Genomic DNA, 14,118 nt, shown 5'->3' with positions numbered 1-14,118 from the left:
CCTTCGATGGCCCCGCTTCAGCCGACGCGCTTTCCAAGTACGAGAATTCGGGTGCGCATGGCAATGACCCTCCCTCTCCGGCCTCACCACTGTCAAGTAGGTGGGACAGGCGTCTCAGTATTTGAGCGGAACGGGGGACGGTTTCCGACACGGAGCGGGACCGCTCCGGGCAGCGGGTACTCGTCCCGGACCAGGGCTCTGCGCAGCCGGTACTCGTCGAGCGGGCCCGAGAAGGCCATCCCCTGGGCGTGGCTGCAGCCCATCGCCCGCAGGGCGATCACCTGCTCCGGGACGTCGACGCCCTCGGCGACGGTCTGCATCCCGAGCTCGCTTGCGATACGGAGCACCCCGCGGGTGATCTTGCGGAGCCGCGCCGACTCGACCACGCCCTCGACGAGGCCCCGGTCCAGCTTCAGTATGTCGACGGGAAGCCGTCGCAGGGCGTTGATCGCCACATGTCCGCTGCCGAATCCGTCGAGCGCGATCCGCACCCCGAGGCGGCGCAGGGTGATCAGGCGCTGCTCGAGCTCGTCGAGCGAGGTCCGGGGGTCGCTGTCGGCGAGCTCGACGATCAGCGAGCCGGACGGCAGCCCGTGCCGGGTGAGCAGGGACTCGATCGAACCGAGCGGCAGCGAGCGGTCCAGGAGACGGCGGGCGGAGAGCCGGATGGACACGGGTGTGCGGTGGCCGATTCCCGCCCGCTCGGCGGCTTGCTCCACGGCCTCCTCGAGCAGCCAGCGGCCGAGCTCGGCGGTGCGCTCGCCGTCGTCGGTGACTCGGAGGTACTCGGCGGGGGTGAAGAGGATGCCCTGGGCGGAGCGCCAGCGGGCCTGGGCGCTGACGGCGGAGATCCGTCCGGTGGTGAGGTCGACGACCGGCTGGTGGAGGAGGGCGAACTCGCCGTCGTGGAGGGCGGTGCGCAGCCGGGCGGCCAGTTCCGTCCTGCGCACCACCTCGGCCTGCATCTGGGGCGCGTAGAGCTCGACGCGGTCCTTGCCGGCCGCCTTGGCCCGGTACATGGCCAGGTCCGCGTTGCGCAGGAGGTCGCCGGCCTCGATGCCGGGCTCGGCGAAGGCCACGCCGATGGAGGCGGCGACCCGCGCCTCGGTGCCGCCGTCGACGCGGTACGGCCGGGAGAGGGTGAGCCGGAGCCGGTCGGCGATCTCCTGGACCTGGAGTCGGCGGGCCGCCTGGTCGTGGCCGCCGTCGCCGAGGATGAGGGCGGCGAACTCGTCGCCGCCGAGCCGGGCGGCCGTGTCCCCGGCCCGTACGGAGTCGTGGAGCCGGCGGGCGGCCTGGACGAGGAGGTCGTCCCCCGCCTGGTGGCCGAGCCGGTCGTTGACGCCCTTGAAGCCGTCGAGGTCGATGAAGAGCACGGCGGTGCCGGGGTCGGTGGCGCGGCGGCCGCCGAGCGCCTGCCGGACCCGCCGGGTGAAGAGCGCCCGATTGGGCAGGTCGGTGAGCGGGTCGTGCTCGGCGTTGTGCTGCAGCTGGGCCTGGAGCCGGACGCGTTCGGTGACGTCCCGGCTGTTGAAGATCAGGCCGCCCTGGTGACGGTTGACGGTCGACTCGACGTTGAGCCAGTCCCCGCGGCCCGAGCGGAAGCGGCACTCGATCCGGGTGGTGGGCTCCTCGGCGGGCGAAGCGGCCAGAAAGCGCCGTAGCTCGTGGACGACGGCACCGAGGTCCTCGGGGTGGATCATCGAGGCCAGCTCGGAGCCGATCAGCTCCTCGGCGTCGCGTCCGTACACACCGGAGGCGGCGGGGCTGACGTAACGGAGGATCCCGTTCGGCGCGGCGATCATGATGACATCGCTCGAACCCTGCACCAGTGACCTGAAGTGGTTCTCCTTCTGGGCCAGTTCATGGGTGAGGGCGATGTTGTCGAGGAGCATGATGCCCTGCCGTACGACGAGGGCGAGGACGACCGTGCAACCGGTGAGGACGACGACGCGGTCGACCCTGCGGCCCTCGACGACGTTGTAGAGGATGCCGAGGGTGCAGACCGCCGCGGCGAGGTACGGGGTGAGGGCGGCGAGCGAGCCGGCGACCGGGCGGCTGTGCAGCCAGGGACCGCGCGTCGCGGTGGCGGCGCTGTCCGGAAGTCTGCGCACTCCCCAGGGCGCGTAGGCGAGCAGCAGGGAGCCGGCGAACCAGCCGGCGTCGAGCAGCTGGCCCGAGGCGTAGTTCTCGCGGAGCAGCGGCGAGGTGAACAGGGCGTCGCAGAGCACGGTCAGCGCGAGGGCGGCGATGGCGGTGTTGGTCGCCGAGCGGTTCGCCTGCGAGCGCCGGAAGTGCAGGACCAGGACCATGCTCACGAGGACGATGTCGAGCAGCGGGTACGCGAGCGACAGCGCCGCCTGGGCGACGGACTCCTCCTGGAAGTGGGCGGTGCGGGCGAGGGCGAGGCTCCAGGAGAGCGTGAGCAGGGAGCCCCCGATGAGCCAGGCGTCGAGCGCCAGGCAGACCCAGCCGGCCCGGGTGACGGGCTTCTTGGCCAGGACGAGGAGGCCGACGATGGCCGGCGGAGCGAAGAGTAAGAAGAAGAGGTCGGCGACGGAGGAGTCGGGGACCTCCGTGCGGAGCACCACCTCGTACCACCCCCACACGGCGTTGCCCGCGGCGGCCATGAACGAGGAGAAGGCGAAGAGCAGCCAGGCCGGGCGGGCGCTGCCCCGGTGGGTGCGGCCGTAGAGGAAGCAGGAGACCGCGGCGGCGAGGGCGGCGGCGCTGAGCCCGAAGTCACCCATGAAGAGGGCCAGTTCCGGTGATCCCCAACCGAGCGAGGCGCCGGTCGTGTAGCCCGCGCAGATGAGACCCAGGGCGATCTGGGCGACGAGCCCTCCGGCGCCGGGACGCCCGGGGTCGGGGCGGCCGGAGTCACCGCCGCCACCGGTCGCGGGGCGGCGCACGAGAACCGCCCCGGGGGCGTTCACCGCGTCCTCCGGTACGGCACCGCCGCACCCGGCCGCGTCGTGCGGGCGCGCCGTCGGCTCGTCGGCGCGCCCGGCGGCGTGCCCGTCGCAGGCGTGGGGGCCGGCGGGGTCTCCCGCGACAGGCGCGACCGACCCCGGTACGGCGACACCACAGGCCGCACAGGCACCGTGGGGCGCGAGGGCTCGGGTGACGGGGGCGGTGACATGACCGGGGCCCGGTGGTTCGGCATCGCGGCCGTCGACTCCGCGGCCGTCGGCTTCCCGGCCGTCGGCTCCGGGACCCGGCGGGGCGAGCGGTCCGGCGCTGGAACCACCGTCCGGTGGCTCGGTGGTGCGGGGCGCGCGGTGTGGCGCGGCCTGGTCCGGCACGGAATGCGCGAGGCCGGTGGCGAGGCGCGGAAGGCTCGCCGGCGGTGGCGTCGCCACGTCGGATCGTCGGTCCTCCGGCCGTGCTTCACCCGTCGCCCCCCTCGGAATCTGATGTCCCGTCACTTCGCTCCCCAGCGTCAGCCCGTACTCGACGCAGTCCCCCGCTCCGGGACGATACACCAGGATGGTCACTCAGGGACAGGGTCGCAGTACTCTCCGTGACGGCCAAGGGCTCGTACGCAGCGCGTGTCGGGGGCGCGCACCACCCGACCGGCCCAGCGCGGCACCTCCCGGCCGGGCGGTCGGCCACCCGACCGGCCCAACGCGGGCCCGCTCCCCGCCGGGCGGCCGACCGTGGCTCGGTCCGTGCTCAGGCCGTGCTCAGCCCGTGGTTCAGTCCGTGGTTCAGTCCGTGGTCAGGAGGACGTTGGCCAGCTCCTCGCCCGCCGCGAACCGCCGCAGCTGTCCCGCGATCAGCCGCTTCGCGCGCGGCATGAAGGCGGAGGTGGAACCGCCCACATGGGGACTGATCAGGACACCGGGAGCGTGCCACAACGGATGCCCCGCCGGAAGCGGTTCCGGGTCGGTGACGTCGAGCGCCGCCGTGATCCGTCCGCTCTCGACCTCCTTGAGCAGGGCGGCCGTGTCCACGACGGGCCCACGGGCGACGTTCACGAGGAGCGCCCCGTCCTTCATCCGGGCCAGGAACCCGGCATCGGCGAGATGCCTGGTCGCGGGCGTGAGCGGCGTGGAGAGCACGACCACGTCCGCCTCGGGCAGCAGCGAGGGCAGTTCGGTCAATGGGTGGACCTGGCCGCGCGCTGTGGTGCGCGCGGAGCGCGCGACGCGCGCCACCCGCGCGCACTCGAAGGGCGCGAGCCGGTCCTCGATGGCGGCGCCGATCGACCCGTACCCGACGATCAGGACGGACTTGTCGGCGAGCGCCGGGTAGAAGCCGGCCCGCCACTCCTCGGCCTCCTGGCCGCGTACGAAGCCGGGGATGCCGCGCAGCGAGGCCAGGATCAGGGCGAGCGTGAGTTCGGCGGTGCTGGCCTCGTGGACGCCCTTCGCGTTGCAGAGGGCGACGCCGGGCGGCAGCGAGGGGATGCCGGGGGTGACGTGGTCGATGCCCGCGGACAGCGTCTGGACGGCCCGGAGAGAGGCCATCGCGGCCAGGGGCCGGACGGCGATCTCGGTGCCCTTCATGTACGGGACGACGTAGAAGGCGCAGTGCGCCGGGTCGGCCGGGAACTCCGGTCCGCCGTCCCAGAAACGGTAGTTCAGGCCCGACGCGCCCGGTTCGGGGAGTCCTTCGATCTCGTCCGCGGGAATCGGAAGCCACACGTCAGCGGTCGTGTCTTCGCATCTCATGAGCGGGAGGCTATGCGAAGAATCGCGTGCTCCATTGGTTACTTTGGGGGACGGCACAGGGAGGGGTACCGGCAGGTGGAGCGCAGGAGTATCGGGGCGACGGCGCTCGACGTGGGGGCGATCGGCCTGGGGTGCATGCCGATGAACTGGGCGTACAGCCGTTCGGAACAGCGGGGGGACCGCTCGCTGCGGACCGTGCACGCGGCACTTGACGCCGGGGTGAGCCTGCTCGACACCGCCGACATGTACGGGCCGTTCACCAACGAGCTTCTGCTGGGGCGGGTGTTGAAGGAGCGGCGGGCGGAGGCCTTCGTCTCGACGAAGTGCGGACTGCTCGTCGGCGACCAGCACGTGGTCGCCAACGGCAGGCCGGGGTACGTGCGTCGGGCCTGCGACGCGTCCCTCCGGAGGCTCCAGACCGATGTGATCGACCTGTACCAGCTGCACCGCGCGGACCCCGAGGTGCCGGTCGAGGAGACCTGGGGCGCGATGGCCGAGCTGGTCTCCGCCGGCAAGGTGCGGGCACTCGGCCTGTGCGCGGTCGGTGCCCGGTCCGCCCGCCGGGGTGCGACGGGCGTGCGCCGTGACGGTTACGAGGGAACGATCCGCCAACTGGAGCGGATCCAGCAGGTCTTCCCGGTTGCCGCGGTGGAGGCCGAGCTGTCGGTGTGGTCGCAGGAGGCGCTGGTGCGGCTGTTGCCGTGGTGTGCGACGCGGGGGGTGGGATTCCTGGCGGCGATGCCGCTGGGGAACGGTTTCCTGACCGGGACGCTCACCCCGGGCGGCGGCTTCGAGCCGGACGACCCACGGGCCAGACACCCCCGGTTCACGGCCGAGATGATGGCGGCGAACCAGCCGCTGGTGGTGGGTCTGCGGCGGGTGGCCGCGCGGCACGGGGCGGACGTCACCCCGGCGCAGGTGGCCCTCGCGTGGGTGCTCGGCCGGGGGCCGCACGTCGTGCCGGTGCCGGGGGCGAAGCGGGAGCGGTGGGTGGTGGAGAACGCCCGGGCGGCGGGGCTGCGGCTGACGGCGGAGGACCTGGCGGAGATCGCGGCGCTTCCGGCGCCACGGGGGTCCTGGGACTGAGCGACTCGCGGGGATCTCGGGACCGAGCGGCTCGCGGGATCTTCGGCGGCGGGCGGGAACCTGATCGGGTCGAGCGGTGTATGAAGAGTGAAGGGATGCCGCTCGACTCGTCGAAGGGGACCGTGCCATGAGCCGTCCTGCTGTTGTGAAGGCCCTGTGGGGCGCCGCCGTGCTGGTTCTGGTGGCGGGCTGCTCCTCGGGTGATACGGAGGACCGCCCGGGTACGGCTCCGCCGACGTCCGTCTCCGCGTCTCCGTCCGGCTCCTCTCCCCCGCCCTCGTCCGCCGGTGGCCGGGCGGCGGTGACGGGCACGCTCACCGAGGGGCTGAAGTCGCCCTGGGGGCTCGCTGAGCTGCCCGGCGGGGATCTCCTGGTCTCCTCACGGGACGAGCGGACGGTCACCCGCGTCGACGGGCGGACCGGGGCGAAGACCTCGCTCGGCGAGGTGCCGGGGGTCGTCCCGGGCGGCGAGGGCGGGCTCATGGGCCTCGCGGTGCGGGACGGCTGGGTGTACGCGTATCTGACGGCGGAGCCGGACAACCGCATCGTGCGCATGCGGTACGGGGGCGGGGCCGGGGACCGGCTCGGCGCGCCGGAGCCGGTGCTGACCGGCATCCCGAAGGGGGTCGTGCACAACGGCGGGCGGATCGCGTTCGGACCGGACGGGATGCTGTACGCGGGGACGGGCGAGACGGGCCGGACGGGTCTGGCCCAGGACCGGGAGTCGCTCGGCGGGAAGATCCTGCGGATGACACCGGAGGGCCGGCCGGCGCCGGGCAATCCCTTCGCCGGATCGGTGGTCTATTCGTACGGGCACCGCAATGTGCAGGGAATCGCCTGGGACGCGGAGGGGCGCCTGTGGGCGGCCGAGTTCGGGCAGAACACCTGGGACGAGCTGAACCTGGTGGAGGCCGGGAAGAACTACGGCTGGCCGGAGGCCGAGGGACGGGCCGGGCGGTCCGGGTTCGTGGACCCGGTGGCCCAGTGGCCGACCTCGGAGGCCTCCCCCAGCGGCATCGCGTACGCGCGGGGTGCGATCTGGATGGCGGGGCTCAGAGGCGAGCGGCTGTGGCGGGTCCCGCTCTCCGGCGCGGAACGCTCGGGGGACCCCGAGGCGTTCCTCACGGAGGAGTACGGACGCCTGCGCACGGTCCTCGCGGGGGGCGGCGGGCGGCTCTGGCTGGTGACCAGCGAAACCGACACCCGGGGCACTCCCGGGCCAGGGGACGACAGGATCCTCCGGCTGGAGGTGAGCTGAAGGAGGCGGTGACCGTGTTCGACCCGATGGCGGAGCTGTTCGCGCCCGGCCGCAGGCACACCGAGGAGGAGCTGCGCAGGCAGGCGCTGACCAGGGAGGATCCGGGCGACGCCGATCCGTCGCGCGGGCCGATAGACCTCACATCGGGCCGCGTGACGATACGGGGCCCCGGCCGGGCGGCGGGGGACGGGATGGCCGCAGGCGGGCCCGGTCGGTCAGAGGAGAGGCGCGTCGAGGAGGTGGAGGCGGTGGGCCAGGGCGGCGGCCTCGCCGCGGCCGGCGACGCCGAGCTTGGCGAGGATGTTGGAGACGTGGACGCTGGCCGTCTTGGGTGAGATGAACAGCTCCTCGGCGATCTGACGGTTGGTGCGGCCGGCGGCGACGAGACCCAGGACGTCCTGCTCGCGGGGGGTCAGGCCGAAGGTGTCGTCTCCGGGCCCCGCCGGTGCCTGCGGCTGCTTCTCCGGGGTCAGGGAGAGACGGGCGCGGGCGGCGAGGAGCTCCACGTCCTCGCGGAGCGGTCGGGCGCCGAGCCGAACGGCCGTGGCGTGGGCCTCGCGGAGCAGGGCCGTGGCCTCCTCGCGGTGGCCGCCCTCGACGAGCAGGGCGTCGGCGAGGCGGTGACGGGCCCGTGCCAGCTCGGCGGGGCGTTCCAGCGGCTCGTAGGCGGCGACGGTCTCGGCCCTGCGGGCGGCGGTCTCACGGCCCTCGGCCAGGGCGAGTTCGTCGGAGACCTGCCGGGCGTAGGCGGCCCAGACGGGGGCCGGGGTGGCGAGGTGACGGACGCAGCGGCGGATCGCGTCGAGTGCCTCCGCGCGGCCCTCGTCGGCGGCGGGCAGCCCACGGCTTTCGGCCTCGGCGGTGGCCGCGGTGAGGACGAGCGGCCAGCCGTAGCGGTGGGTGCCGGGTGGGAAGCCGGCCTGTTCGGCGGCGGCGAGCTGGGTCCGTACGTCCGCGACGCGGCCCTCGGCGGCGGCCACGGCGATCTCGACCTGGCCCATGAGCAGGGTGTACTGCGGGATCGGGTCGCGGGTGCCGTAGACGGCGCGGGCGTCGGCGAGGTGGCGGGCGGCGGCGGCGAGTTCGCCCCGGGCGGCGGCGAGTTGGGCGAGGCGGAGGGAGGCCGAGCCGCGGGGCTTGCTGCTGGTCGTGGAGCGGAGCAGCCGTTCGGCGGCCTCCTGGGCCTCGTCCCAGCGGCCGAGGGAGAAGAGGGACTCGGCCCGGTTGGCCTCGACCCAGCCGACGCTGTCGACGAGTCCGTACGCGCGGGCCAGGCGGACGCCGGCCTCGGAGAGTTCGACGGCCTCGCGGGAGCGGCCGAGGGATTCCAGGGAGGAGGAGAGGTTGATGTGGGCGCGGGCCGTCTCGGTGAACTGGCCGAGGGCCGCGGTCCGTTCCCGTACCTCGTGCATCTCGGCGAGGCCGCGCTCGACGTCTCCCGCCGAGACCATCAGGGTGCCGAGGGTGAGCCGGGCGTTGAGTTCGATGGACTCGGCCTTGACGTGCCGGGCGTACTCGACGGCGCGTTCGGCGGCGGTGATGGCCTCGTGGCCCGGGTTGCGGAGCATGCCCCAGCCGGCGGCGCCGACGAGGACCACGGCGTGGACGGCGGAGGGCGGCAGGCCCTTGACGAGTTCCTGGGCGCGGGCGATCTCCTCCCAGCCGTCGCCGCGGCCGAGGTTGGACTGGAGGCGGGCCTTCTCGGTCCAGAACCAGGCGGCGCGGAGGGGGTCGTTCTCCTCGGCGCCATCGAGGAGGCGCAGCGCCATCTTGCCGATCTTGAGGGCGCGTTCGCGGTCGCCGCTGAGCCGGGCGGCGACGGCGGCCTCGGCGAGGAGGTCGAGGTGGCTGAGGGGGGTGGTCTCGGGGTCGCAGCCGCAGGGCGGGTAGGCCTCGGCGTAGTCCATGGGCCGGAGCGAGCGGCGGACCTCGGCGGGGGCCTCGTCCCAGAGTTCCATGGCCCGTTCCAGGAGCCGGAGCTGTTCGGCGTAGGCGTGGCGCTTGCGGGTCTCGACGGAGGCGCGGAGGACGGCGGGCAGGGCCTTGGCCGGGTCGTGCGCGTGGTACCAGTAGGTGGCGAGCCTGGTGGCGCGCTCGTCGGCCCGGACGAGCCCGGGGTCGGCCTCCAGGGCCTCGGCGTAACGGCGGTTGAGCCGGGAGCGTTCGCCGGGGAGCAGGTCGTCGCTGACGGCCTCGCGGACGAGGGAGTGACGGAAGCGGTAGCCGTCGCCGTCGGGGACGGCGAGCAGGAGGTTGGCGCCGACGGCGGCCCGTAGCGCCTCGATGAGTTCGTCCTCGGTGAGGCGGGCGACGGCGGCGAGCAGCCCGTACTCGACGGTGGAGCCGCCCTCGGCGACGATCCTGGCGACCCGCTGGGCGTCCTCGGGGAGCGCCTCGACCCGGACGAGCAGCAGGTCGCGCAGGGAGTCGCTGAGCTGGCCCGCGGCGCAGCCGGCCTCGTGGGAGACGACGAGTTCCTCGACGAAGAAGGCGTTGCCGTCGGAGCGTTCGAAGACCTCTTCGACGAGTCCGGGGTCGGGTTCGGCGGCGAGGATGCCGGTGAGCTGGCGGTGGACCTCGGTGCGGGTGAAGCGGGCCAGTTCGATGCGGCGGATGGTGCGGAGCCGGTCGAGTTCGGCGAGGAGGGGGCGCAGCGGGTGGCGGCGGTGGATGTCGTCGGCCCGGTAGCTGGCGACGACCACGATCCGGCCGCGGCGGAGGGTGCGCAGGAGGTAGGTGAGGAGGTGCCGGGTGGAGGCGTCGGCCCAGTGCAGGTCCTCCAGGACGAGCACGATCGTACGGTCGGCGGCGAGCCGTTCCAGGAGCCGTACGGTCAGCTCGAAGAGGCGGGCGGTGGAGTCCTCGTCGGAGGAGTCGTGGCCGCCGGGGTCGCCCAGTTCGGGCAGCAGACGGGCGAGTTCGCTCTCCTGGCCGTCGGCGGCGGCGGTGAGTTCGTCGGGGAGCCGGCGGCGCAGCGAGCGCAGTGCGGTGGCGAAGGGGGCGAAGGGCAGTCCGTCGGCGCCGAGTTCGACGCAGCCGCCGAGCGCGACGACGGCGCCCCTGCCGCAGGCCGTGTCGAGGAACTCCTCGATGAGCCGGGTCTTGCCGACGCCCGCCTCGCCGCCGATGAGCAGGGCCTGGGGCTCTCCCGCGGTCGCGCGGGAGAGCGCCTCGGTGAGGGCGGTGAGTTCGCCGGCGCGGCCGACGAAGACGGGGCTGACTGACCTGGTCTCCACGGCGCCGAGCATCGCACAGAGGTCCGTGCCGTCGCTCATACGGGGGTCACGCGGCCCGGACGAAGCGGCCGCGCCCGTCGGTGCTCACCCGCCCCTCCGCATCCTGGCCGCCGCTCCGGCGGCCGAAGCGGCGCAGGCCCCGCGGGGAGGCGACCGACTCGGCGGCCTCGTGGGACAGACGCTGGGCGGCGGCCTCACGGACGAGCTGGGCGTGGTTCATGCGGTGGAGTTCGTACTCGAACATCGGGTGCTCCTGGTTTCTCGGTTCCGGTATCGCTCCTTGCGATGCCTCAACCTTCGTCTCCCAGGGGGTGCGGCCACATCGGGCGAGTGCCGCATGTTCGGCGTACGGGGGGCCTTAGGCGGGTCCTGGGGGGGCCTTAGGCGTTCTCAGGATCCGGCGGTGGGGAGGCTCAGGAACAGGTCGAAGTAGGTACCGGCCGACAGGAGCAGTCCGAGGCCGCCCAGGACGGCACCGGCGACGGCGACCGCGCGGACCCATGCGGGGCGCCCGGGGAGGATCAGCACGAGGACGGCGACGAGCAGGGCGACGAGCGCGAAGACACCGTTCACCAGGGCGGTGCTGTGCCAGGCGTCGCCGTAGATCTCGGAGATCTGCTGGGCCGGGGTGCCGGCCCCCGAGGTCTTGATCTGGCCGATGAGCGTCTCGCGCTCGGCGACGACCTTGCCGGTCCAGGTGCCGGTGAGCGCGACGGCTCCGAGGGCGGCGGAGACCACGGCGGCGGCGGCGCCGCCGATGCCCGTGGCGGGCGCGGGGGCCGCCTCCGCGAACAGCGCCTCGTCGTCGGCATCGTCGTCGGCCTCGTCCTCGAAGCCGTCCTCGGCGTCCAGGTCCGCGACGACCGGCCCGTCGGCCTTCCCCCCGGCCTTCCCTTCGAGCGCCTCCGCCGCGGTGTCACGGGCCGGCGCGGTCTCGGCGGCCGGGGCGCTCTCCGTACCGTCGGCCTGCTCGGCCGCCTCGGCGCTCGCCGCGCTCTCGTCGGGCTTCTCTGTCGTCGTCTTGGTGTCCATGCGGCGCACGCTAGGCGCCGCACATGAGAGCCGTCTTAAGACGCCTCGGCCTTCGCGGCACGCCACTCGGGGGCGAGTACGGCCCAGACCTCGGTGTCGGTGCGGGTGCCGCGGTGCGGGTAGTTCTCCCGCAGGACGCCCTCCCGCGTCATGCCGAGACGCCGGGCGACGGCGGTGCTCGGCCCGTTCTTCACGGAGGCGTGCCATTCGACACGGTGGATGCCCCGCTCCTCGACCGCCCAGTCGATGATGACCCGGCAGGCCCGGGTGATCAGACCCTTGCCCGCGGCGGAGGGCTCCAGCCAGCAGCCCGCCTCGGCGGTCCCGTGGGTCACGCTCATGGTCCGGAAGAGGACGCCTCCGACGAGCGTGCCGCCGGTCCAGATGCCGTAGATGCGGCCGGTGTCGCTCGCGGCCTTCTCGGCGTACGAGCGGAGGAAGGAGCGGGCGGAGTCCAGGTCGGCGACGAAGTCCGGCAGGGCGATGTGCTCTCCGACGAACTCCCGCCCCCGGTCCATGTGGGCCAGGAACTCCTCGGCCTGCCAGGGTTCCAGGGGCCTCAGCTCGGCGCCGTCGTCACCCAGCGATATCGCGAACATCCTCGTTCCTCTCCTCCACGGCCGGGATCGTCACCCGCATCGTGGGGATCTTCGCACGCTCGTCGGCGGCCTCGCGGCACTCGGGCGGTTCGATGCTGATCCGGGGCAGCAGACGGTCGAGTCCCCGGGGCAGCCACCAGTTCGCCCCGCCGAGCATGTGCATGAGGGCGGGGACGAGGAGGGTGCGGAGCACGAAGGCGTCGAGGGCGACGGCCGCCGCGAGCGCGATGCCGAACATCGCGATGACCCGGTCGCCGGAGAGGACGAAGGCGAGGAAGACGGAGATCATGATGACGGCGGCGGAGTTGATCACGCGGCTGGTCTCGGCGAGGCCGACCCGGACCGCCCGCCGGTTGTCGCCGGTCTCCAGCCACTCCTCGTACATCCGGCTGACCAGGAAGACCTGGTAGTCCATGGACAGCCCGAAGAGGACGGAGACCATGATCACGGGCAGGAAGGGTTCGATCGGCCCCGCGCTGCCGAGTCCGAGGAGTTCGCTCCCCCAGCCCCACTGGAAGATCGCCACGACGACGCCGAAGGCGGCGGCGACGGCCGCGACGTTCATGACGGCGGCCTTGAGCGGGATGCCGATCGAGCGGAAGGCGAGCAGGAGCAGCAGGGAGCCGAGGGCGATGACGACACCGACGAAGAGCGGCAGCTTCCCGACGATGATCTCGGCGAAGTCGTCGTACGAGGCGGTGACACCGCCGACGTGGACGTCGAGGGAGGTGCCGGTCTCGGCCCGGGGCAGGACGTCCGTGCGGAGCCTGTCGACGAGCTCGCTGGTGGCCTTGGACTGGGGCGAGGAATCGGGGACGACGACGAGGACGGCGGTGTCGCCGGAGCTGTTGTAGGTCACCGGGGAGACGGAGGCCACGCCGCGGGTGGCGGAGAGCGCGGCCGACAACTGGTCGAGGGCGATCCGGTCGTCGGCGCCGTCGAGCCCCGCGACGAGGGTGAGCGGGCCGTTGACGCCCGGCCCGAAGCCCTCGGCGATCAGGTCGTACGCCTTCCGTGTGGTGGCGGTGGCCGGACCGTTGCCCTGGTCGGAGGTGCCGAGGTGGAGCGAGAGCGTGGGCAGGGCGAGGACGCCCATGACGACGGCGGCGACAAGCCCGAGGAGCTTGGGGTGCCGCTCGACGAAGACGGACCAGCGGGCGGCGAAGCCGGTGGGCAGCTCGGGCTTCGGCCCGTGCTCGGCGAGGGCCCGGCGTTCGCGCCGGGAGAGGGCGCGCATGCCGATGAAGGAGAGCAGCGCCGGGAGGAAGGTGACGGAGGCGGCGACCGTGAGGACGACGGTGAGGGAGGCGGCGATGGCGACGCCGTTGAGGAAGCCGAGCCGCAGGATGAGCATGCCGAGCAGCGCGATGCAGACGGTGGCTCCGGCGAAGACGACGGCGCGGCCTGTGGTGGCGACGGCGGTCTCGGCGGCCTCCGCGACGGAGAGGCCGCGTTTCAGGCCTCTGCGGTGCCGGGTGACGATGAAGAGGGCGTAGTCGATGCCGACGCCGAGGCCGACGAGCATGCCGAGCATCGGGGCGAAGTCGGCGACGGTCATCAGATGGCCCAGGAGGACGATCCCGGAGTACGCGATGCCGACGCTGACGAGCGCCGTCGCCAGGGGGAGCAGGGAGGCGGCGAGGGAGCCGAAGGCGAGGAAGAGGACGACACCGGCGACGGCGACGCCGACGACTTCGGCGATGTGCCCGCCGGGGGCCTCGGTGAGGGCGACCGCACTGCCGCCGAGCTCGACCTCGAGACCGTCCCCGGCCGCTGCCTTCGCCGTGTCGACGAGCGCGCGGGCCTGCTCCTCGGGGATGTCGTCGGCCAGCTCGTGGAAGACGACGGCGGCGTAGGCGGTGTGCCCGTCCTCGCTGACCTGGCCGCGTGTGTCGCCGTAGGGCGAGCTCACGGCCGCGATGCCGGGCAGTTCGGCGACCTCGTCGAGCATCGCGGTCATGCGCCGCTCGACGGCGTCGGCGCGGACGCTGCCCCGGTCGGTGTGCCAGACGATGGTGTCGCTGTCGCCGCCGAGGCCGTCGAAGCCCCGGTCGAGGAGGGCGGTGGCCCTGCCGGACTCGGTTCCGGGGACCTCGTAGTCGTTGGAGTAGGCGCCGCCGGCGACGACCGCCGCGGTGCCGACCCCGCCGAGGGCGAGGAGCCAGAGGAGGACGGCGACGAGGCGGTGCTTGATGCACCACCGTGCGATGGCTGCCAAAGGACGTGCTCCC

General features: G+C 73.5%; 10 protein-coding genes. 3 read left to right on the top strand and 7 right to left on the bottom strand.

From position 1 onward, the window contains the following. Positions 1-92: 92 nt before the first annotated feature. Both ACZ4VK_RS30390 and ACZ4VK_RS30385 read right to left on the bottom strand, forming a co-directional pair. Positions 93-2,936, bottom strand: coding sequence for a putative bifunctional diguanylate cyclase/phosphodiesterase (locus ACZ4VK_RS30390; RefSeq protein ID WP_468359509.1), 2,844 nt, complete (start codon positions 2,934-2,936; stop codon positions 93-95). 774 nt (positions 2,937-3,710) lie between these two features. Next, positions 3,711-4,676 (bottom strand): 2-hydroxyacid dehydrogenase, encoded by a 966-nt coding sequence (locus ACZ4VK_RS30385; protein ID WP_468359038.1) that lies wholly within the window; start codon positions 4,674-4,676, stop codon positions 3,711-3,713. A 75-nt stretch (positions 4,677-4,751) separates the two neighbouring features. Between ACZ4VK_RS30385 and ACZ4VK_RS30380 the strand changes: the two genes are divergently transcribed. From ACZ4VK_RS30380 to ACZ4VK_RS30370, 3 genes are all read left to right on the top strand, one after another. Next, positions 4,752-5,762: an aldo/keto reductase gene (locus tag ACZ4VK_RS30380; protein WP_468359035.1), complete on the top strand. Its 1,011-nt coding sequence runs from the start codon at positions 4,752-4,754 to the stop codon at positions 5,760-5,762. A gap of 127 nt (positions 5,763-5,889) precedes the next feature. Beyond that, the gene (locus ACZ4VK_RS30375; RefSeq protein ID WP_468359032.1) at positions 5,890-7,020 is read left to right on the top strand and encodes a PQQ-dependent sugar dehydrogenase; all 1,131 of its coding nucleotides are present in this window, start codon (positions 5,890-5,892) and stop codon (positions 7,018-7,020) included. A gap of 26 nt (positions 7,021-7,046) precedes the next feature. Then, positions 7,047-7,355 carry a DUF6191 domain-containing protein gene (locus tag ACZ4VK_RS30370; RefSeq protein ID WP_468359506.1) on the top strand — a complete coding sequence of 103 codons (309 nt, stop codon included), beginning with the start codon at positions 7,047-7,049 and terminating at the stop codon, positions 7,353-7,355. Here ACZ4VK_RS30370 and ACZ4VK_RS30365 read toward each other — a convergent pair. The 5 genes from ACZ4VK_RS30365 to ACZ4VK_RS30345 all read right to left on the bottom strand — a co-directional run bounded on the left by ACZ4VK_RS30365 (position 7,236) and on the right by ACZ4VK_RS30345 (position 14,105). Next, positions 7,236-10,295, bottom strand: coding sequence for a helix-turn-helix transcriptional regulator (locus tag ACZ4VK_RS30365; protein WP_468359029.1), 3,060 nt, complete (start codon positions 10,293-10,295; stop codon positions 7,236-7,238). The genes ACZ4VK_RS30370 and ACZ4VK_RS30365 overlap by 120 nt on opposite strands. 7 nt (positions 10,296-10,302) lie before the next feature. Next, positions 10,303-10,500: a hypothetical protein gene (locus ACZ4VK_RS30360; protein WP_468359026.1), complete on the bottom strand. Its 198-nt coding sequence runs from the start codon at positions 10,498-10,500 to the stop codon at positions 10,303-10,305. A 146-nt stretch (positions 10,501-10,646) separates the two neighbouring features. Beyond that, on the bottom strand, positions 10,647-11,297 hold the full coding sequence (locus ACZ4VK_RS30355) for a hypothetical protein (RefSeq protein ID WP_468359023.1): 651 nt from the start codon (positions 11,295-11,297) through the stop codon (positions 10,647-10,649). Between the two features lie 26 nt (positions 11,298-11,323). Then, positions 11,324-11,887 carry a GNAT family N-acetyltransferase gene (locus tag ACZ4VK_RS30350; protein ID WP_468359020.1) on the bottom strand — a complete coding sequence of 188 codons (564 nt, stop codon included), beginning with the start codon at positions 11,885-11,887 and terminating at the stop codon, positions 11,324-11,326. Further along, positions 11,865-14,105: an MMPL family transporter gene (locus tag ACZ4VK_RS30345; protein WP_468359018.1), complete on the bottom strand. Its 2,241-nt coding sequence runs from the start codon at positions 14,103-14,105 to the stop codon at positions 11,865-11,867. Before ACZ4VK_RS30345 ends, ACZ4VK_RS30350 begins: the two co-directional genes overlap by 23 nt. Between the last annotated feature and the right edge of the window lie 13 nt (positions 14,106-14,118).

The organism is Streptomyces sp. NPDC028711 (assembly GCF_055565415.1).
The sequence above is the reverse complement of the archived record's forward strand: the minus strand, read 5'-3'. Positions and strand labels throughout refer to the sequence as shown.